19 protein-coding genes and 1 other RNA gene are annotated in these 20,867 nt (G+C 47.3%); 17 read left to right on the top strand and 3 right to left on the bottom strand.

The genetic code is table 11. The features are described 5' to 3' along the window. Position 1: 1 nt before the first annotated feature. Both ssrS and ACQ66Q_RS00805 read right to left on the bottom strand, forming a co-directional pair. Positions 2-184: non-coding RNA, 6S RNA (gene ssrS / locus ACQ66Q_RS00800), on the bottom strand. A 36-nt stretch (positions 185-220) separates the two neighbouring features. After that, entirely contained in the window at positions 221-478 is a 258-nt protein-coding gene (locus ACQ66Q_RS00805; protein WP_430455034.1) for a cell division protein ZapA, read from the bottom strand. A gap of 137 nt (positions 479-615) precedes the next feature. Between ACQ66Q_RS00805 and ACQ66Q_RS00810 the strand changes: the two genes are divergently transcribed. From ACQ66Q_RS00810 to gcvP, 7 genes are all read left to right on the top strand, one after another. Then, the gene (locus ACQ66Q_RS00810) at positions 616-1,197 is read left to right on the top strand and encodes a UPF0149 family protein (protein WP_430455035.1); all 582 of its coding nucleotides are present in this window, start codon (positions 616-618) and stop codon (positions 1,195-1,197) included. A 59-nt stretch (positions 1,198-1,256) separates the two neighbouring features. Further along, on the top strand, positions 1,257-2,591 hold the full coding sequence (gene pepP / locus ACQ66Q_RS00815; protein ID WP_430455036.1) for a Xaa-Pro aminopeptidase: 1,335 nt from the start codon (positions 1,257-1,259) through the stop codon (positions 2,589-2,591). A 58-nt stretch (positions 2,592-2,649) separates the two neighbouring features. Continuing rightward, on the top strand, positions 2,650-3,990 hold the full coding sequence (gene ubiH / locus ACQ66Q_RS00820; protein WP_430455037.1) for a 2-octaprenyl-6-methoxyphenyl hydroxylase: 1,341 nt from the start codon (positions 2,650-2,652) through the stop codon (positions 3,988-3,990). After that, positions 3,984-5,228 carry an FAD-dependent monooxygenase gene (locus tag ACQ66Q_RS00825; protein ID WP_430455038.1) on the top strand — a complete coding sequence of 415 codons (1,245 nt, stop codon included), beginning with the start codon at positions 3,984-3,986 and terminating at the stop codon, positions 5,226-5,228. The genes ubiH and ACQ66Q_RS00825 overlap by 7 nt, the downstream gene beginning before the upstream one ends. A gap of 218 nt (positions 5,229-5,446) precedes the next feature. Continuing rightward, complete coding sequence (gene gcvT, locus ACQ66Q_RS00830) at positions 5,447-6,526, top strand: glycine cleavage system aminomethyltransferase GcvT (RefSeq protein ID WP_430455039.1); 1,080 nt, start codon at positions 5,447-5,449, stop codon at positions 6,524-6,526. A 71-nt stretch (positions 6,527-6,597) separates the two neighbouring features. Beyond that, positions 6,598-6,987 (top strand): glycine cleavage system protein GcvH, encoded by a 390-nt coding sequence (gene gcvH, locus ACQ66Q_RS00835; protein ID WP_430455040.1) that lies wholly within the window; start codon positions 6,598-6,600, stop codon positions 6,985-6,987. 171 nt (positions 6,988-7,158) lie between these two features. Next, complete coding sequence (gene gcvP / locus ACQ66Q_RS00840) at positions 7,159-10,050, top strand: aminomethyl-transferring glycine dehydrogenase (protein ID WP_430455041.1); 2,892 nt, start codon at positions 7,159-7,161, stop codon at positions 10,048-10,050. 187 nt (positions 10,051-10,237) lie between these two features. Here gcvP and ACQ66Q_RS00845 read toward each other — a convergent pair whose 3' ends face one another. Further along, positions 10,238-10,729, bottom strand: coding sequence for a hypothetical protein (locus tag ACQ66Q_RS00845; protein ID WP_430455042.1), 492 nt, complete (start codon positions 10,727-10,729; stop codon positions 10,238-10,240). A gap of 87 nt (positions 10,730-10,816) precedes the next feature. Here ACQ66Q_RS00845 and ACQ66Q_RS00850 point away from each other — a divergent pair. The 10 genes from ACQ66Q_RS00850 to ACQ66Q_RS00895 all read left to right on the top strand — a co-directional run bounded on the left by ACQ66Q_RS00850 (position 10,817) and on the right by ACQ66Q_RS00895 (position 20,862). Then, positions 10,817-11,919, top strand: a protein-coding gene (locus ACQ66Q_RS00850; protein ID WP_430455043.1) for an IS3 family transposase whose coding sequence is annotated in 2 segments (ribosomal slippage) — positions 10,817-11,063 and positions 11,063-11,919 — 1,104 coding nt in all. Because the reading frame shifts where the segments join, the coding sequence is not laid out codon by codon here. Between the two features lie 177 nt (positions 11,920-12,096). Beyond that, positions 12,097-12,747 carry a TnsD family Tn7-like transposition protein gene (locus ACQ66Q_RS00855; RefSeq protein ID WP_430455044.1) on the top strand — a complete coding sequence of 217 codons (651 nt, stop codon included), beginning with the start codon at positions 12,097-12,099 and terminating at the stop codon, positions 12,745-12,747. Positions 12,748-13,114: 367 nt separating this feature from the next. Further along, entirely contained in the window at positions 13,115-13,972 is an 858-nt protein-coding gene (locus ACQ66Q_RS00860) for a hypothetical protein (RefSeq protein ID WP_430455045.1), read from the top strand. A gap of 655 nt (positions 13,973-14,627) precedes the next feature. After that, positions 14,628-15,161 (top strand): hypothetical protein, encoded by a 534-nt coding sequence (locus tag ACQ66Q_RS00865; RefSeq protein WP_430455046.1) that lies wholly within the window; start codon positions 14,628-14,630, stop codon positions 15,159-15,161. A gap of 68 nt (positions 15,162-15,229) precedes the next feature. Continuing rightward, entirely contained in the window at positions 15,230-16,096 is an 867-nt protein-coding gene (locus tag ACQ66Q_RS00870; protein ID WP_430455047.1) for a hypothetical protein, read from the top strand. Positions 16,097-16,317: 221 nt separating this feature from the next. Beyond that, complete coding sequence (locus tag ACQ66Q_RS00875; protein ID WP_430455048.1) at positions 16,318-17,115, top strand: DNA/RNA non-specific endonuclease; 798 nt, start codon at positions 16,318-16,320, stop codon at positions 17,113-17,115. Positions 17,116-17,120: 5 nt separating this feature from the next. After that, complete coding sequence (locus ACQ66Q_RS00880) at positions 17,121-17,771, top strand: hypothetical protein (RefSeq protein ID WP_430455049.1); 651 nt, start codon at positions 17,121-17,123, stop codon at positions 17,769-17,771. Positions 17,772-17,894: 123 nt separating this feature from the next. Beyond that, positions 17,895-18,965, top strand: a complete 1,071-nt coding sequence (locus ACQ66Q_RS00885; RefSeq protein ID WP_430455050.1) for a hypothetical protein — start codon at positions 17,895-17,897, stop codon at positions 18,963-18,965. A gap of 15 nt (positions 18,966-18,980) precedes the next feature. After that, entirely contained in the window at positions 18,981-20,099 is a 1,119-nt protein-coding gene (locus ACQ66Q_RS00890; RefSeq protein ID WP_430455051.1) for a hypothetical protein, read from the top strand. 115 nt (positions 20,100-20,214) lie between these two features. Then, positions 20,215-20,862, top strand: a complete 648-nt coding sequence (locus tag ACQ66Q_RS00895; RefSeq protein ID WP_430455052.1) for a hypothetical protein — start codon at positions 20,215-20,217, stop codon at positions 20,860-20,862. The last annotated feature ends 5 nt before the right edge of the window (positions 20,863-20,867 follow it).

Consider the following 20,867-nt stretch of genomic DNA (forward strand, 5'->3'; position numbering starts at 1 on the left):
AGTGTTCTCCGAATTGCCGTGACCGGCGTAAGCCCTTGAACCAGAGGTTCAAGGCGGGAAGCTAATCAACGCCGCAGGCTTCCCGGTACGGGCCGGGCTTGCACAATAGCGCTGGAGAAGAAACCCTGATGTAAAGAATTATCGGCTCAGGGACATCAGCCAGTCACAAACAACTCAGAGAACGGCTGAAGTATACCACCGGAATTCAGCGAAATAAGCCTTATTCGTCGCTCTTTTTCGCTTCCAGTAACTCATTGCACAAATTTAACGCAATCATCAGCAACACGTCTTCGGCGCCATGCACACCCGGTTGATACTTGGTATTGCTGACCCGGCTTTCTAATTCACTGAGTGCCGCCTGCAGTTTTTCTTCCTGGCCAGCCGGGCAGGAGATTTTCATATGCCGGCCTAATACTGCGATGGTCAGCTGTTTTGGTTTGTTTGGATTGACTGCTGGTTTTTGCGCTTTTGGATACATAAATTGTCTGCTTTTGTTGTAACTACAGTGGCAATTGCCGCTGTCTGGTTAATAGGTTCGGGGTGGTGCGCCCTTGGCGCTCAGGAAGCCCGGTGTTAGCATAGCGGCATTCAGCTCAAGCTTTAGGTGCTCTACCGATGCCTGCACATCCTTTAATGAATTACGACCTTTGGACCACAGCTTTAGATCAAAATGCACTGATGGCCTCGGCAGCTGAGCTGCACGGTCTGGTTGCTGGCATGTTAAGTGCCGGCGTCCCCGCAGATGCAAGTCAGATTCTACCAGTTTTACACGACTTCTTAAACGACGGGCAAGCGGTCAATGCAGCTTTAAAAAGCCAGATCAGCGAACTGATCACGGAAACGGCGCGGCAACTGGCCGACGAAGAACTGGGGTTCAGTCCTTTGCTGCCGGGCGACGATGATGCACTGCCCGAGCGGCTGGAAGCCTTAGTCGAATGGTCACAGGCGTTTTTGGTTGGTTTTGCCATTCAGCAAACTGATTTATCCATTGTCGCCGAAGAAGTGCGCGACGCGGTTGAACAGTTAACCGAAGTGACGCGTATTGATATCTACACGCCGGACGATACCAGCGAAGCCGACAACGAAGAGTCGTATTTCCTGGTACTGGAGCACGTGCGCATTATGGTAATGACCTGCTTCAGTGAAGTCGGCCAGAAGTTTGCTGCAGCTGAAGTGTCCAGCCAAACGTTGCACTAATACGCTTCAAACGAGCCTGCTTTGAATTGAGCCTGCTCTGAAATAAACAAGAGGCATTGATGACGCCCCAACAAACTATTCCTGTGTTCCCTGTTGCTGTATATGCCAAACGCCGCGCCGCGTTGCTGGCGACTTTAACGCCGGGCTCCGTGCTGGTGCACTGCGCAGCGCCGGAAGTGATCCGCAGCCGCGACACCGATTATACCTACCGTCAGGACAGCGACCTGCTGTATCTGACTGGTTTTCCCGAGCCAGAAGCCTGGTTGATTTTAAGTAAAGAAACCGACGGCAGCTGCCGTGAGTTGCTGCTCTGCCGGCCAAAAGACGAGCTGGCCGAAGTCTGGCAAGGCCGGCGTTTTGGCCCGGCGGCTGCCGCGCAGCAGTTTGGTCTGCCGGCGTTATGCCATGATGTGCTGGAGCAGGAGCTGCTGCAGGCGCTTAATGGCAAACAGACGCTGGTATTTGCACAGGGCGCTTATTCTCAGCTTGATGACAAACTTTTCCAAACGCTCAGCACGCTGCGCACTTATCCCAAACGCGGTTACAGCGCGCCGGTGCAGATACAGGATTTGCGTCCACTGACGGCAGAGCTACGGCTATTTAAAGATGAACACGAAATAGCGCTGATGCGTGAAGTCGGCCGTATCAGCGCCGCTGCACATCGCCGCGCCATGCAAATTGCCGCACCTGGTGTGTTTGAATATCAGCTCGAAGCCGAGATCCGCCACTATTGCGCGATGCACGGTGCGCGCCAGCAAGCCTACAACACTATTGTTGGTGGCGGCGAAAATGGCTGTATCCTGCATTACACCGATAACAACGATGCGCTGACAGACGGCGATTTAGTGCTGATTGACGCCGGCGGCGAACTCTTTGGTTATGCCGCCGATATCACCCGCACTTTTCCGGTTAATGGCAAATTCAGCCCAGACCAGGCCGCTTTGTATCAGGTGGTGTTAGACGCACAATATGCCGCCTGCGCGGCGGTAAAACCCGGCAATAGCAGTCGCGATACGCTAGCTGCGGCCATTGCTGAACTGACCCGGGGTTTGTGTGATTTGGGTATTTTACGTGGCGAATTGCCAACGTTGATCGCCGAACAAGCCTGTAAAAAGTATTTTATTCATGGCCTTGGTCATTGGCTTGGCCTCGATGTGCATGATGTCGGTGCTTATAAAATCGCTGATGTTGAGCGGCCGTTTGAACCCGGTATGGTGCTGACGATTGAGCCTGGTCTCTATATTCCGTCCGGTTCGGATTGCGACCCGCGCTGGTGGGGCATGGCGGTACGAATTGAAGATGATTTGTTGGTGATCAAAGACGGCCATCTGAATCTAACCGATACTGCGCCCAAAGAGATTGCTGATATTGAAGCTTTGATGGCGAGCCGTTGATTGTTTTACGACAGTTGTTGTTAGCGGCATTGGTAGCAGCCAAAGCACAGGAGCAGATGTGAGTTCAGCCCAAAGCACGGCAAATAACAGTAACACCCCAATTGATCTGGTGATCGCTGGCGGCGGTATGACCGGCGCCATGCTGGCGCTGCAAATCACCCGGCTGTTGCCGGCCTTGCGGATTGCTATTGTTGAGCAACAAAGTGTTGAACAACAGGGCACCGAGCCGGCAGCCCAACACACCACTAGTTTCGACAGCCGCAGCATTGCCTTGTCCGCCGGCAGTGTGGCGTTGTTAGCCAGCTGGGGCCTGTGGCCGCAGTTAAAACCGCATGCCTGTGCTATTGAACATATTCAGGTGTCGGATCGCGGCCATTTTGGTAAAAGCCGGTTAACCGCCACTGAGTTTGGCCGCAGCGCTTTAGGTTATGTTATTGAAATCGAATGGATTGGCCGGCTGTTGTATCAACAGTTACAGCAAGTGCCAACGAGTCAGCTGCAGTGGTTTAGACCGGACCAAATCAGTGTCATCCGTACCGAGCGCGACTTGCGGCATTTACAGCTAAAAAGTGGTACTGAGCTTTCGTGTCGCTTATTAGTGCTGTGCGAAGGCGGTGATTCGCCAAGCCGCGCGCTTGCTGGCATCGATGGTGTGCAACACGACTATCAGCAAAGTGCGCTGATTGCGAATGTAGCAGTGGCAGCATCGCATCAGGGCAAAGCTTTTGAACGTTTTACCGTTGATGGCCCGCTGGCGTTATTGCCATTAACGCAGCAGCGTTATTCGCTGGTCTGGACTTGTCAGCCAGAGCAGGCCGTAGCACTCAAGGCATTGCCGGAAGCCGAATTTGTTCAGGCGTTGCAGCAGGCGTTTGGTTACAGCGCCGGGACTTTTACCGGTGTAGGTAACCGCGTGGTTTACCCGCTCAAGTTAAAAACCGCAGCAAAAGCGGCCGACCACCGGCTGGTGCTCTGTGGCAATAGCCTGCACAACTTACATCCGATTGCCGGACAAGGTTTTAACCTGGCGCTGCGGGATTTAGATGCGCTGTTGCAGCTGCTGGCTATTCACACCGACGCTGGCGCTTATGCGCTAACCCGGCAATATCAGCTACTTCGAAGCGCCGACATGGCGCAGGTGGTGGGTTTTACTGACAGTCTGGTGCGGTTATTTTCCAACGACAGCAAACTGCTGGCGCTTGGCCGCAGCATTGGCCTGAGCCTGTTAAACCAGTGCAACGTATTAAAACAGCCCTTTGCTGCGCTGACGATGGGGCTATCGCCGCTCGCCAGCCAGCAGCAACAGATCGCGCTGTATCAGCAGACATTCTCTCAAGCGGACACTCATGCGGCCTCTTCTGAAGCAAAAGGCGCCGCCACCGGACATTCATCATGTTAGATACCGATATTCTGATCACCGGCGCCGGCAGTGCAGGCCTGACGCTGGCATTATTGCTGGCGAAAAATAGCCCAGATTTACAAATCACTGTGCTGGAACAAGGGCCGGCACCGCAAGCCGGTGCGGTCAGCTTAAGCCGCGTCAGTGCACTGAATCTGGCGTCGCAGCGCGTGCTGGACAGTCTCGGCGTTTGGCAATTATTAAACGCCAAGCCGGCTTATCAGCAGATGCAGGTGTGGGAAGCAGATAGCTTTGCCCGCATCGAATTTGCCACCAGCGATTTAGGCGCGCTCGATATGTCTGCCATGACGGGCGATGCGGCGCTGGGTTGGATTGTCGATAACGAAGAACTACGTGGTTGTTTATATCAACGTGCCCAACAGTATCCGAATATCCAATGGAAGTTTGATGCCCGTATCCAGCAAATCAGTGCCAGCGAGCGGCAGAATCTACTGACGCTTGCTGACGGCAGCGCCTATATCAGCAAGTTGCTGGTCGGGGCGGATGGGGCGAATTCACAGGTGCGCGAGCAGTTAAAAATGCCGCTCGCGTTCTGGGATTACGATCATCATGGTTTAGTCGCCGTAGTGCGCACCACAGCGCCGCATCAGGCGACCGCCCGCCAGGTGTTTTTGCCGACCGGGCCTTTGGCCTTGTTACCCTTGGCAGATCCTCACTTAGTTTCGATCGTCTGGAGTGTGGCGCCGGAGCGCGCCGCCGAGCTAATTGCTCTGCCTGCCGAACAATTTAATCAGGCGCTGACGGCGGCCAGTCAGTCGGTGCTCGGTGTGCTCAGCGTGCAGACTGAGCGGCGCAGTTATCCGCTGAAAATGCGTTATGCCAGCCAATGGGTGAAGCATAACGCTGTGCTGGTCGCAGATGCGGCGCATACCATTCATCCGCTGGCCGGGCAGGGCATGAACCTTGGTCTGATGGATGTTTGTGCATTAGCAGAACTAATAGTACAAAATATCTCCACTGGTCGAACCTGTAATGAGCAACGCATGTTACGGCAGTATGAGCGCTGGCGTAAAGCCGAGGCGCAACAGATGATTGCGTTGATGGAAGCCTTCAAACGCGGCTTTATGCTGCAGCATCCGTTGGCCAAGCTGGTACGAGCTGTTGGCATGGCGGCGACCAATCAACTGGCGCCGGTGAAGCGACAGCTGCTGGCTGCAGCGCTGGGCAATCAGGGCGATTTGCCAGCCGTGGCGCGGCCTGGCGTCATCTCGCTGTAACGTTGATCGGTTAGTGCGGTGATAAAGCCTGTTTTCGGATTATTAAATCTAATCGAAAAGGGGCTATTTGACGCTGAGCCCATCAGTTATAATCCGGGCCATCTTTTGGTGGCCAGTCGGTTATAACGGCATCCGCCCGACCTACTGTGTCACTTTCTGCCCTTACAGGTTTGATACCTAGACAGCCGGCTATGCACCGGCACCAGAGGAAAGTACTGATGGCTCAACAAACTGTGTTATACGCAAAACATCTGGAAGCTGGCGCAAAAGTGGTTGATTTCCACGGCTGGGACATGCCACTGCACTACGGTTCACAGATTGAAGAGCACCACGCTGTGCGTCAGGACGCCGGCATGTTCGACGTGTCACACATGACCATCGTTGACCTCAAAGGCACCCGCACCCGCGAATTCCTGCGTTTCTTATTGGCCAATGACGTGGCCAAACTCACCGTCCCTGGCAAAGCCTTATACAGCGGCATGCTGAATGAAGCCGGTGGCGTTATCGACGACTTAATCGTCTACTTCCTGACTGAAGATTTCTTCCGCTTAGTGGTGAACTCCGCCACCCGCGAAAAAGACTTAGCCTGGATCAACGCACAAGCCAAAGCTTTTGACGTTAGCGTCACTGAGCGTCCTGAATTCGCGATGATCGCGGTACAAGGCCCGAACGCTAAAGCAAAAGTCGCTACTATTCTCTCCGCTGAACAACAAGCTGCTGTAGCTGGCATGAAACCATTCTTTGGCGTGCAAGCCGGTGATTTGTTTATCGCCACCACAGGCTACACCGGTGAAGACGGTTATGAGATTTCTGTACCAGAAGCGCAAGCGGCTGATTTCTGGCAAAAACTGTTAGATGCGGGCGTGAAACCTGCCGGTTTAGGCGCACGCGACACGCTGCGTTTAGAAGCGGGCATGAACCTGTATGGCCAAGATATGGACGAAACTGTATCACCATTAGCTGCCAACATGGGCTGGACTATCGCCTGGGAACCAAGCGACCGTAACTTCATCGGCCGTGCTGTGCTGGAACAACAAAAAGCAGCGGGTACCGACAAGCTGGTTGGTCTGGTGATGGAACAAAAAGGCGTGTTACGTCATGGTCAACGCGTGGTTGTAGCAGGTGGTGAAGGTGAAATTACTTCAGGGACTTTCTCGCCAACCTTAGGTTATTCTATTGCGATGGCCCGTGTACCGGCTTCGACCGGCGACAGCGCTGAAGTGGACATCCGTGGTAAATTAGTACCGGTTAAAGTCGTCAAGCCGTCTTTTGTCCGCATGGGCAAAAAAGTCGTCTAAACTGGCTTTTGCAGAATTTTTTATACAAACACTCAATAAAAAACGTCGAGTTAGGTCCGAGGAATAAATAAATGAGCAATATCCCTACCGAATTAAAGTATGCATCTTCTCACGAGTGGCTGCGCAGTGAAGGCAACGGTGTGTACACCGTAGGTATTACTGAGCACGCTCAGGACCTGCTGGGTGACATGGTATTTGTTGAGCTGCCAGAAGTGGGTGACTCTGTCGCTCAGGGCGACGACGTTGCAGTCGCTGAATCTGTCAAAGCCGCCTCTGACATCTACGCACCAATCGCCGGTGAAATTCTCGAAGTGAACGAAGCACTGACCGATTCACCAGAGCTGGTCAACAGCGCGCCATACACCGATGGCTGGATGTTCAAAATCAAAGCGTCCGACGAAGCCGAAGTGGCTGGTCTGTTAGACGCCGCTGGTTACAAAAACGCCATCGACGAAGAATAAGCAAGGCTAAGAGCCAGCGCCGCAAAGCCCCGTTTTACGGGGCTTTGATTTAGCGGCGGGCACAGCCTTGTAGCCAGCGTGCTGGCCAATACTGAATTTCGGCAACCGGTAGCCCAATCGCCGCCGGCAGCGTACAAACAGTTTTTAAGTTCACTATCAGGAATCTCAGGCATGACCACTTCAGTCAAAACCCTGTCGCAACTTGCGAATCACCAAGAATTTATCGCCCGCCACATTGGTCCGGACGCTGAACAGACTCAGGCCATGCTGGCCGAATTAGGTCTGAGCAGTGTTGAAGAGCTGATCGCTCAGACAGTGCCGGCCGGCATCCGTCTGACCACGCCACTGGCGACAGGCGAAGCAGTTAACGAAGTGGAAGCGCTGTCCTACTTAAAAGCAGTCGCCAGCAAAAACAAAATCTTCAAATCATACATCGGTATGGGTTACCACCCGACGCACACGCCAAACGTGATCCTGCGTAACGTACTGGAAAACCCGGGCTGGTACACCGCTTACACGCCATACCAGCCAGAAATTGCCCAGGGCCGTTTAGAATCACTACTGAATTTCCAGCAGGTTTCATTAGATTTAACCGGTATGGAACTGGCTTCAGCGTCACTGCTGGACGAAGCCACAGCCGCAGCTGAAGCGATGGCACTGGCTAAACGCGTCACCAAAAACAAATCGAATACCTATTTCATCGCCGACGACGTGCACCCGCAAACGATCGACGTGGTACGCACCCGTGCCGAGATGTTTGGTTTTGACACTGTAGTAGGCCCTGCAGCAGACGCAGTGAACCACGACGTATTCGGCGCGTTAATCCAATACCCGTCTACCACAGGTGAAGTTCGTAACGACGCGCAGTTAATTGCTGATTTAAAAGCGAAAAAAGCCGTTGTTGCAGTAGCTACTGACCCAATGGCGCTGCTGCTGTTAAAAGCACCGGGCGAATTAGGCGCAGACGTCGTTTTAGGCTCTGCCCAGCGTTTTGGTGTGCCAATGGCTTTTGGTGGCCCACACTCAGCATTCTTCGCCACGCGCGATGATTACAAACGTTCTATGCCAGGCCGCATCATCGGTGTGTCGAAAGACCGCCGTGGCAATCAAGCGCTGCGCATGGCAATGCAAACGCGGGAACAACACATCCGCCGTGAAAAAGCCAACTCGAACATCTGTACTGCTCAGGTGTTACTGGCCAACATGGCATCGTTCTACTGCGTGTACCACGGCCCGGTTGGCCTGAAAAACATCGCTGAGCGTATTCACCGCTCTGCCGACGTGTTCGCCGCAGGATTAACGGCTAAAGGCGTTGCGCTGAAACACAACAGCTGGTTCGATACAGTGACGTTCAGCGTGGCAAACCGTGCTGAAGTTATCGCCCGTGCCGAAGCGGCCGGCGTGAACTTCCGTACTGATCTGGCCGACACTTTGGGCACCAGCTTCAGCGAAGCAACCACTGCTGCTGATATCGCTGAGCTGTTTGATATCGTCTTTGGTTCGGGCCACGGCCTGGATGTAGCTGCGCTGGACGCGGCTATCGTTGCCAATGGTTCCAACTCAATTCCGGCTGATTTAGTACGTACTTCTAAGTACTTAACGCACCCGGTATTTAACCAGTATCACAGCGAAACTGAGATGCTGCGTTATATCAAAAAGCTGGAAAACAAAGACTTAGCACTGAACCACTCAATGATTTCATTAGGTTCGTGCACGATGAAGTTAAACGCCACTGCCGAGATGATCCCGGTAACCTGGCCAGAATTTGGTGCACTGCACCCGTTCGTGCCAAAAAATCAGGCGGAAGGTTATTACCAGATGATCGGTGAACTGGCCGACTGGCTGGTCAACATCACTGGTTATGATCAAATGTCGATGCAGCCTAACTCAGGCGCGCAAGGCGAATACGCCGGTATGATTGCGATCCGTAAATACCACGAAAGCCGTGGTGAAGGTCACCGCAACATCTGTTTGATCCCAGTGTCTGCACACGGTACCAACCCGGCAACAGCTGCGATGGCGAGCTTCGAAGTGGTGCTGGTTGACTGTGACAAGTCAGGCAACATCGATATGGCCGATTTAAAAGCCAAAGCCGAAGCCGTATCAGACCGCTTAGCCGCAATCATGGTGACGTACCCGTCCACACACGGTGTATTTGAAGAATCGATCCGTGAGCTGTGTGACATCATCCACGCCCATGGTGGCCAGGTTTACATGGACGGCGCCAACATGAACGCGCAGGTCGGTGTGACATCACCAGGCTTTATCGGTGCCGACGTATCGCACTTAAACCTGCACAAAACCTTCTGTATTCCACACGGCGGTGGCGGCCCAGGCATGGGTCCAATCGGTGTGAAGAAACAGCTGGCGGCATTCCTGCCAAACCACGCTGTGGTGAAAATCGAAGACACCGGCGCGAACAATGGCGCAGTGTCTGCCGCACCATTTGGTAGCGCCGGCATTCTGCCAATCAGCTGGATGTACATCAAAATGATGGGCGGCGATGGCTTACGTCAGGCAACCGAAATGGCGATCCTGAACGCGAACTACATGGCAGCCAAGCTCGACCCGATGTTCCCGGTGCTGTACAAAGGCACCAACGGCCGCGTCGCGCACGAATGTATTATCGACATGCGTCCACTGAAAGAAGCCACTGGCGTCACCGAAATGGATATCGCCAAGCGTCTGATGGACTACGGTTTCCACGCACCAACGATGTCATTCCCGGTTGCTGGTACGCTGATGATTGAACCAACCGAATCAGAATCAAAAGCTGAGCTGGACAAGTTCATCGAAGCCATGACTTCTATCCGCGCTGAAATTGCCAAAGTAGAAGCCGGCGAATGGACCGCGGACAACAGCCCGCTGCACTTCGCGCCACACACCATGGCCGACATTTTCGACGCCGGCTGGGACCGCGCTTACGACCGTCAATACGCCGCGTTCCCAACGCAGTACGTTGCCGACAACAAGTTCTGGCCAACAGTAACGCGCATCGACGACGTCTACGGCGACCGGAATCTGATGTGTGCCTGTCCGAGCCCGGAAGATTACCGCGAGTAAAAGTTTTTTGGGATCGTGTAATTAAGTTGGTTAACGTTTTAATTAAGTTGGTTATCTTAATTAAGATGGTTAATTAGATACAAAAGACGAGCCTAGAGCTCGTCTTTTTCATTTTAAGCCGGATATTTGGCTAATTTTCTTTAAAACGAGGCGAGCTTAGGTTCGCCTCTGCTTTTTTTGGTCTAATTCACGCCCGGTCGTTTAGTAAAAAGCTCATCGCAAATTCTATGGTTGAGTCAAAGTGGTCTGGGTCGTTGTCGTACTCATGTTGTGCATATGCCGTACATGCCTGAATCCAGAACTCTTCCTTTAAGCCATCCGGAAAATCAAAGCCCTCTGCTTTACGCACCCACTCTATTACAGCGTCAGAGCTGTGCTCCAAGGTCGAAAAGCTTAGTCTCAAGTAATAAAGAGCGGCATCATCACTCAACACGCTGCCATGCTTCGAGAAATAGCGTGAGCAGTAGAGACCGAATCTTAAAGATGCAGTAACACAATCATAACTGGCGAGCATCTGTGCTCCGGCCTGAAGTATGTTGACCGAGGTTCTGTTGGTATCCAATTCACGTATCCACATAAACCAGAGCAAGCCTCGGCAGCAATTTTGGTAGGTCGAAGCTATGTTCTCAATATCAGTGGTTGCTTGAGATGGCAACATGTTACTCAAATCGAGGTGCATTTTGTGCTCCGATAGCAGCTCAAGTAGTGGACTTCCCCTAAAACACTAGACACTCCTTAGGTTAAAATACAACTTTAGGAGGGCACCATGTCCAAGCAACGTTTTACACCAGAATTCAAAGCAGAAGCCATCAAACAAATCACAGAGCGTGGGTATTCTGTTAAAGATGTATCTGAGCCCTTAGGCGTATCGGACAACAGCCTTTATAAGTGGCTCAAGGAACACAATCAGGCCACTAATCCAGATCCAGCAGTAACGCAGCAGCAGGATTTAGCAGCTGAAAATGCCAGACTAAAAGCCGCTTTAAAACGGGCTGAAGAAGAGCGGGACATCCTAAAAAAGGCCGCCGCATACTTTGCCAAGCAGTTCAGTTAAGGTATGCCTTTGTCCGCGACAACCAGAACTGCCATCCTGTGCGGTTGATGTGTACCATGCTGCGGGTCCATCACAGCGGCTATTATCAGTGGCTGAAGCAGCCTGAATCAAACAGAGCACGTGAGAACCACCGTTTAACGGCACTGATTAAAGAGTCATGGCTTGAAAGCGGCGGCATTTATGGCAGCCCTCGTATCCATGTCGATTTACGTGAAGCCGGTGAAACCTGCTCGGAGAACCGCGTAGCTCGTTTGATGAATCTGGCTGGCCTCAAAGCTATTCGTGGATATAAAACGCCACGTTACCGTGCGGGTAAACCCGCTGTACCGGCAAAGAACCAGTTACAGCGTGAATTTACTTATAACGAGCCAAATAAAGCCTGGGTAACTGATATCACCTATATCAGGACCTACGAGGGTTTTTTATACCTTGCCGTAGTGATAGACCTGTACTCCCGCCGTGTCATTGGGTGGTCAATGAAAGCCACGCTGGCGAAAGAAATTGTGCTTGATGCGCTTTTAATGGCTGTCTGGCGCAGGAAACTGAAACAACCAGTCATCATACATTCTGACCAAGGCTCCCAGTTCAGTAGCGATGAATGGAAACGATTTCTGGATACACACAAACTCTCAGCCAGCATGAGTCGGCGCGGTAACTGTTGGGATAATGCGGTTGCCGAATCCTTCTTCAGTTCACTGAAAAAAGAACAGATTAAACGAAGGATTTATAACAACCGTGAAGAAGCGCGTAGTGACATTTTTGAGTACATCGAGGTATTTTATAACCGTCGGCGCAGACACAGTCATTTAGGATAGTTATCACCGGCAGATTATGAGGAAAAAGCTAATCTCAACGAGGTTAATGAGTGTCTATGAGATTAGGGGAAGTCCACTCTGCCCATCACCAAAGGCTTTTTTTGAGTTTGAACAATCTCTGGCTTCTCAGGCTGTGGTCGTGGCTTACCAAATCAGGAAACTAACGAGGGCAAGGTTTTGGCTCTGCTGGATGCAGGCTTATCTATGAGGCAAGTGAGTAATGAAACCGGGTATGCAGTTGGTACAGTTAAGACTATTGCCCTGCGAAACAACGTCAGTATTGGGCGGCGTCGAAAGAAAATAACTAAAGACATCGAGCGTGATATTTGGAGGAAAGCTTTTTTGGGCATGCACCGGGCTGACATCGCAAAGCTTCACAACGTAAGCCTTGGCGCTGTCGAACAGATTATCCAGAGCCACAAAGGACTATCAGAGTGGCGGCATCATTTACTGATGTGCCAGCGAAAAGCCGAAAACAGGAAACTGTTGTTAGAGCGTATGCAATCACAGCCTGAGCTTACCCGTGGCGAGCTTAAAAATACATGTAGTAGCTACATGTGGCTGTACAAAAATGACAAAGACTGGCTCTATGAACACCTGCCACCAGCTCAGAGCTTTTTGTACCATCCGTCACTGGACTGGGCTGCAAGAGACAGCATCCTAGCCATCAAAATGCGCAATATGATCCCACCTGCGGCTTCATTATCAGCTCTCGACCGTCAGCTTGGTGCGCATGGCTGGCTTCTTAAATACGCAGATAAACTGCCCAAGACCATGGCATTGGCTCAAGAAAAAATAAGGCAATCCGGGAATATCGGCAGTGAGTAAATATATTGTTCTCAAAATATCTACGGGAAGGCGTTGATGAAACGACAACTGATCACAAGGAATAAGAAGCTACTCTCTGCAAGATTCAAACGAATTGCATGCATTCATCAACGGCCAACAGCTGTTGTGATAAGTAGTGTTACTTTTGCATCGATAAGTGAATCAAAATTACGTGGCCAGCAAAGTCATCAAAGGCGTCTTCGCCGACAGAGTCGAATGAACCAAGACGGCTTAAAAAGTACCGTCAGAAGCAGGCTGCGCTGGGACTCATCGGCAGCAAAAACGGCGGGATGTGTGCAGTAGAGCTGAAACCTGCTGGTTTTCAGAAAAATATTTGGTAACCTAATGAAAAAAAGGGAGTTTAAAGTTGGAAATTAGAAATTTAATCAATGTTGGTGTCATGTCTGTCGCATTGATTACCATCATGTCCACTCTGAGTGGTTGCCAAAGTAATAATTTTGTAAAAGTTGACTTTAAGTACGATAACCTAAGTCATATGTCCGTTGATGAGGCAATTGTTGAGCTTGATATTACCCCTAAATCCCTAATCTACGCTCTCGGTGACTCATTTAAAGCTCAAAACAACCTGATGCTGGATCGCCAGAAACTGGACTTTTTCTTCGAAAAATCAGAAAACTACAAAGAGTGTTGGCAAGCTCAGCAAGAAGTGTTTGCTTCAGAGTTCCTGAGCTATCAACAAAACAATTTTTCCACTTATAACAAACTTGATCGTCAGGGGATATACGACAAGTACGGTGTGAAATTAAGCTGCACTTTTATGAAAAGTGTTACATCAAACGCTGCTGAATCTTGGTTCTTGCGTGTTGAAATACCCCAAGGTAATTTCAATACAACAATCTCTGTGCCAAATGTCGAATCATTTTTTGCCATTTCAGGCACGAAATCCGTTTATGGGAATTCAACTTCTTACTCTAATCAAACTGTCACAACAAGTTTTTCCTCTCGCCTTTATATTTGGGCATGGAGAGAAACCCCAAATAGCAAAACAAAAGTTTATTTACTGGCCAAACCTGTTAACGGACAGGTTGAATCATGCGCAGGCTGTAGTATTGGTTATCAGTGGTGGAAGCAAGGAAATGGCTATGCAGAATTCAAGCTTGTTAAACACTATAAATTTTTGCTAGAGGATCTTGCTGAAAAGCTTGAACTTCAGCAAGTTATTCAAGACGGCGAAAGTCAAAAACCAACACTCACTGTTATTTAAAAAACTTACTTTAGTAACATAGAGATAGGGGGCATTCCTATTAATTGCATTTAATTTATTACACAATTGCTGCGGATTCTTACCACTGGTTGCAATCCTGCTGAAAGCACGTTGCAGCCAAATTACCATTTCTACCTAAGAGCAGGTGTGCACTAGCAGCAGACATACAAGTTGTTGTGATTGTCTAGTTGTTACTTCCTTTAAAATCTCATGAATCCTCATGTGTCAAGCCTGAGCAAATTTAAGAACAACTTAATATCTGTGAAACATAGCCTTGCCGAATCTTGTAATGTCGAGGTTGCCGGTGACAGGAGTCACTTCAAACTTAGAAAAGGAATTTTCCGTCAAACGCATTATTGGTTTAGTACAATTAAAATCAATTGCTTAGCACACTGCGATAACCATCTCTAAAATTTTAGATTTCAGAAAATATTTTTGAAATGGAGGTTCATAAGCGTTAGTTTCATATGGGCTTAGTTCGCGAGAGAAGGCGTAAAGATGTTCGACTCGTGCTTAGACTACCTTTAAAAACGGGTCATTTGATTTCTTGTAATAAGTCAGCGTTTAAAATACCATAGAAAGTGAATTGCGGATTTGCCGAAAGCATATCCGCAGTAGATGAAACTACGATTCACCACAGAAACTGGAGAAATTTATGTCCAATGGTACTTTATATTCCACTCTATTTACCACAATCCATGATGAGCAACGACCTGTCGGCAATATTGGTCGGGGTTCACACTATTCCGTACTACGCTCTGTTGAATGGATGGATGTCACCAGAACCCCCCTTGAGTTACCCCAAGTTCATGATTTTGCTATTATTTGGGATGAAGATCATGACACTAGAGTCTTGGAGGCTGTCGAAAAAATCTATATGGCAGGACTTCTATCTCCTGTTCAGTTTATTGGCGAACGAAAGGGTTTTCTTTCTGTTGTAGTCGCTGCAAAGTTCTACTTTCATGGATCTGAATCAAATATTAATTCATATGCCAAGGCAATTGAGGATATTGCTCAATCATTAGCTGATCCATGGGGTTCTGAGATAGGTTGTTTTGATCGCTCTTTGGGTTCGACACATCAGTGTTTTAATATTAGTATTATTCAAGATAACGAGCCTAAAGTATTAAATTACCTTAAGACAATTGATAGTCTTTGGGGCTTGGGTACAAAAGAATATAAATTCTAGAGATCTAACCAATCATTCAAGCCGACCGAGCTAAGTGCGGCGGCTTAACTCCCTCTGTAACAGGCTAAATGCGTATCGTGAAAAATCCAGATAGAATTGATAAAGACTATCGTGAAACAATTGAAGATTTGAGTGCTCTCATACATTACGCGCATGCAATTTCAAATTTTGTAGGCAGTAAAGCAGTTTCGAGTGAACGAGAGTGGTATGCGGCTGCAATCTTCTCAAAAATACTTTCGCAATGTATCACTCTCCATAGATTGTTGCCATCTGGTCTTGCAGTTACTGCCAATAATGATTCAGTCCTATGGGACTTGGCTTCAGCGTGTTGTATTGCAAGAGCTGTAATTGAAGCCTACGATGCTTTGGCTTATATAGCTTTGCATCCAGATAATATAGAAATTGTGAGCTTACGTATTAAGCTTTGGGAGCTCCATGATACGGAGCGTAGAGTGAAAATGCTTCATCTAATTGGCTCAACTTCTCCACACGTTCAGCAGATTGAAGCGGAGGAGGCCCAGTTGCGTTTAGAATTACTGAGTGAGCCCCTTGTGGCGATGTTACATACTAGTGTGGTTGGGAAAATTCGTTCATGTGAAACGCCTGATTTTATCATCCCCTTAGAAGCCCGATGTAAAGCGTCAAAAATCAGCTATGAGTACTATATTAATGCAAAGATGTTTTTATCTTCCCATGTCCATACTCATCCTTTTTCAATTCACCAGTCAATGAATTTCTGTACTGGCGATTCGTCTAGTCTTGTCCTGTTATCGCTGCCGGCGCGTTATGCTATGGTGTTCTTGGCAAAAACGATTGAAGGCATGAGAACTCTGTTTGGAGGCTCACTACCGGAAGCAGACGAGCACACAAACAATACGCTTCGGATCTGGATCGAAATACTAGAAAATGGAGTATGTCAAAGGGGAGCTACTTAATCATCAGATCCTGAGCATGCCAATATACTTTAAGTGCTACATCATGAGATGTTAATGTCTGCTTCTCGCTCAAAGCGACAATTATCCAAACCAGCGAGTCGGCTGTTGGTCACTGTCCAGCAGAATGAGACCGAGTGAAATAAAAAAAGGTGCTATGAATTTGACAAATTGTTGTTCATAGTCATCCTTAATCTAAAATAAAATCACTCAAGTACGAGCTGATGAAAAGGAATTTCGCTAACTTAGTTCTTTTGATGCTTTGCATTCGATATGACCCAGTACATGCCTGTCAATTTTTACCTAGCACACAAAACGTTGCAAAATGCGACTATGGTGCATTTCAAGTGTGGCTATCGTGCCGAGACCGTCTTGCTGTTTTGTCTCTGATTCCTTCTTTAGGAGTCGATACTGGGAAGCTAAATACCAGCAGACGTGCTTACTTTCTGGACGAAAAGGCAATTCCGACAGGGTGTCAGCAAACCTCAAGCAAGACGTATGCAACTAAGCACAAAGGTTACGACGTTGGGCATTTGAGCGCTATTGACCATTTTGACGATGATTTGAGCATAGCCCTGAAAACTAATGCTATGACCAATATGGTTCCTCAAGCAAGTAAATTTAACCAAACTGGCGCATGGAAAATGACGGAAACTCTCGTCGAGTGTTACCGGGAAAGTCACGCTCCTCTTACGATTCTATCTGGTGTAATTTTAGGTTCAAAAACTGATGATGACTATTTTGTTGCTAGTCATGGCATCACTAGAACACCAGACTATATGTGGAAATTGATTCTAGGTAATAGTAGTTACGATGCGTGGATAATGCGTAATACAGATGAATCTGACGTTGCAAGTTTAGAGAGCTCGCGCAGAAGTATTGCGCAACTCATACAAACGCTTGAACTACAAAAAGAATCCATATATGAACCAGTTATTGATAAGTTAAAAGAGCTTGAATCAACCAATCTTAAATGGGAAAGATTTTCATATCACAGCAAATGCCACCTGCGAAAAGGATAGCGACAATGAATGATGAGAAACTCCTAAACATTAACTATTTAGGCTATCGGAACACCGCAGCGTTCGCTACAGCTATATTCTTTGTTGTTGGATTGTTGGCTAGTTACTATGGCTTCACATCTCTGCATATTGATTTCGAAGTTTTTGGCGGAGAAGGTTTTGCCGGGGTTTTAATCGCACTCGGTGTTGTGGTTGCATTCAATGAACGAATTATGGAGTTGGTTACGCAAACTTATAGGCGTAACACTGGCGCTGTTATCGAATTACGGATGTCCTTAAGTCAGCCTGACAAGAAGCAGGCTTGGGAGGAGTTGTATCTAGGCTACAAAGCTGAAACAGGTCGATTAGTTCTAACTCTTTCGTTGGTGTTTGGTTGTCTGTTGGCCTGTACAGGTTTCTTTAGGCTGCTGGAAGGGTTAAGCGTTGATGAGCTTATTAGCAGTGAATATCATCGGGCATTTTTTGATGCTACGGATATTGTGGTTACAGGTTGGATAATCGCAGGCGGGTCTCAAGGGTACTACAAGTTGATTGATTTAATTTCGAACTCATTCAAGTTCAAGAAGGATTTAGACAGATTGGGTTCGTTGGACGATACGAAGAAGACAGGTACGTTGCCACAGCAACCTCCCACACAGGCAAATATTAATTCTTAAAACCAAATTAGGTTGCGCGGTAACTCGTGAGCAAAAATAACTTCATGCATGACAATTGTGCTGGTGTTCATATGGATATGATGTTGTTTCCTTTGATTGCACATAACAAAGGAAAATCTAATTATGGCAAACAAACCAGTGGTCTTGCTTATTCATGGTATGGGAACGCATACCGACACTTCTGTCAAAGAGGACTTCACAGTAGGTCTCAAGCAATGCATGGAGTTCTTTGGGCATAAAAATTTTGATGTAAATGACGCTTTTACACTGAAAACATTCAATTACTCAGAATATTGGGACAATAAACGCGGGGAGTTTGCTAAGTACCTGCAAGGAGATATTAAAGAATCTCTTTCGCTAACACCAAACCTTATTCAAAAAATTTTAAATCTGACCGCTGAATTTGACGGCGATGAATTTTTATACACTCATGTCCTCGATGTCCTCTTCTACCTGACTGGAGCTTTGCGAAGCCATCAACTAATCAAGCTGCATAAAGCAATTGGTGATGAAATTGAAGCTACGATAAATGACCTCAATGGACCTCGCTTGGTAATTGTTGCCCATTCGCTGGGTACGGCATTTATTCATGATTGCTTGACACAGCTATATACGAAACGACTTGATCCGATTAGTTTTGGTCTGGATCAATTGTGGTCAGTAGCTACAGTCTCAAGACTTACACAAATGGTTACGGGAATGGACGATCCGACAACTTCTATTGTGACGGACCATAGCGTCAGTAAGCCGGGCGTCTGTAAAGAATTCTATCCTGTATACAATGAATTTGATCCTTTCTGTTGGTTTAAACGGTACGCTAGAACTCCCAATGAAGGCTCCTTGATTAACACCAAACACTTTCGAGACCTTAGAAAAATTTACTCAGTAAATGAAACCATGAGGTTTAATCCGCATGATCTTCGGGAGTATTTTGCAGACCCTGAAGTTGGAGGACGGTTTTTGGCAAGCAATGGTGTTATTAATATCAATCTCAATGATTTCAAGCTTGCGCATGCTAATTATCGTAAAACTACGTTTACAGGGGCAATCTCAGGAAGTTTCAAAACTATAAGAGCGAAATTGGAAGGCCTAGAAAGTACGTCAAATGGCGTAGGCGGGATGAAAGCAAGACTTGATACGTTAACAGAGATTTATAAACTTATTGACGATTTAAGGGATGAATTGAAAATATAAAAGGAAGTCTTAGCCATGAAAAATAAATTACTAGTAATATTCTCGTTATTTTTTTTATCTCAAGTAGCTTTTGCTCAGCAAGACGAACCTACTGATTTTGACTTTGCCACGTCATATATTGCAAATAAATGTGATTTTGACAGGTTGATTTCAAATGGGCTTAATTTTGATAAGTGGTTTAGTGAGTATGACGAATTTATCACTCAGAAGGCACTAGTTGCATGTCGTGCTATCTACGATGAAAAAACTGAGACACCTAATGTTGATGATTATTGGCCAGCTGACGTACTAACTGAGATTTTACAAAAAAATCTAAGTCAGTTGAATACTGCTTTTCTAGAAAAGGATCAAGGTCATTTCGGAGTTTTACAAGCGAGTTACATTGCTTGGCTATCCGAATCTACCTTACCAATAGTCAGAGGTGTCCCACAGCCAGCTCACTTTGATTCAGTGTGGAGTGATTTTAATAGAGCTTATTTTATTTCGACTCCCACTGGCCTTCCAAGAAAGAAAGAAGAACGATTCATACTTAGTGCTGAACAAAACGCAGAATGTGTTAATCGTTTTGCTGGGGCTGAGGACTGTGTGGAGGTTTTCAACGCATTCAATAAGATTAATAGAAAATTGTCTGTATTCCAACGTCTAAATGGTGCCCAAAAGCACAATGCGTATGTAGCATTTCAAGAGGCGAAATGGGACAAGTTTTCTGATAGTTCCCGCTTTCAAACTTTTATTGATGTTGCTTTTACTTCATGGGTTTACCGGGAGCACTTTTCCCGTGCTGACGATTTGATAACACCTCCTCCATTGCAGTTATTCGCATTAAGACCATCGCTGGTTATGGAACACCTTTCGGATGCAAATAAAGGGGACAAAGATGAACCCGCTTTGGCGCTAGAATGGGTAGGATTTAATGCGTGGGATCTAAAAGTACCATTTGGTATTTCGGTGACTAGTGTTTATGCAGACCGAGCAACTGGAAAATCTGTGGGGCACGGCCTAACTTTTCATGTAAACAATTCCTTTAGTTTTGGTTTTGCCAACCGGGGCGGTGGAGATAACAGTTTTTATTTAAACATTGAACTGATGGACTGGTTTGGCGAGAAAATGGACATGTTTAAGGCATACAAGTAATTCTTTTGTATTTTCTAATACTGCCCTATGTGCACAATCTGAATATCAAACTCATTCTTGAATTTTTTGGAAGTTGTTTTTTTATTTTTATATCGCAACCTTAAAAGGTGGGTGTATGGATTTGGTCGAACAAAATAGAGTTCGAGAAGAAGAGATTTTTCGACATGAGATAAGGAAAAATCTCGAGTTACCGCGCTCTAAATACAATACGATATTAGGTTTTTTCAACTCAGGGTTAGGACTTTGGTTGCTTAGTACAGTTTCTGTCAGCGTTGTTACAGGGGTGTATTCTTTGGTGAACAACAATATTAAGCAGTCCCAGTTTCAAATGGCTCAAGAAGATATGCTGTCTCTTGAAATAAATGCTCGGATTTCGCAGTGGAAAGCGCTAACGATGCATCTGAGAAAACAAAGTGATTATATAGAACCGGTACATTTCAGGAAGCACTGGTCTGAATTATTGGCACCGCCTGTTCGAGCGAATGGGATTTCTTCAAACGTCCAGCCAGTTTTCCCTGAGTTCCAGTCCAGAGGCATTTTGTCTTTAACATATGAATTGCATGGCATAACAAAACCTACAATGAAGTCTGAATATGTAGAAAAAACAGAAAAAGAAATAAGATTTCTTATCGAGTGGGATCCTATCTCACTTGGATATACATCTATAGATTCCTATTTACGTGAGCTTAAAAAATATCCCATGTGTTTACATGCTCTTGGCGAAGACGATTCAGATCCTGAATTAGATTCTAAATGTAAATAAGTGTC

It is taken from the genome of Rheinheimera sp. (genome assembly GCF_965283995.1).
GTDB lineage: Bacteria > Pseudomonadota > Gammaproteobacteria > Enterobacterales > Alteromonadaceae > Pararheinheimera.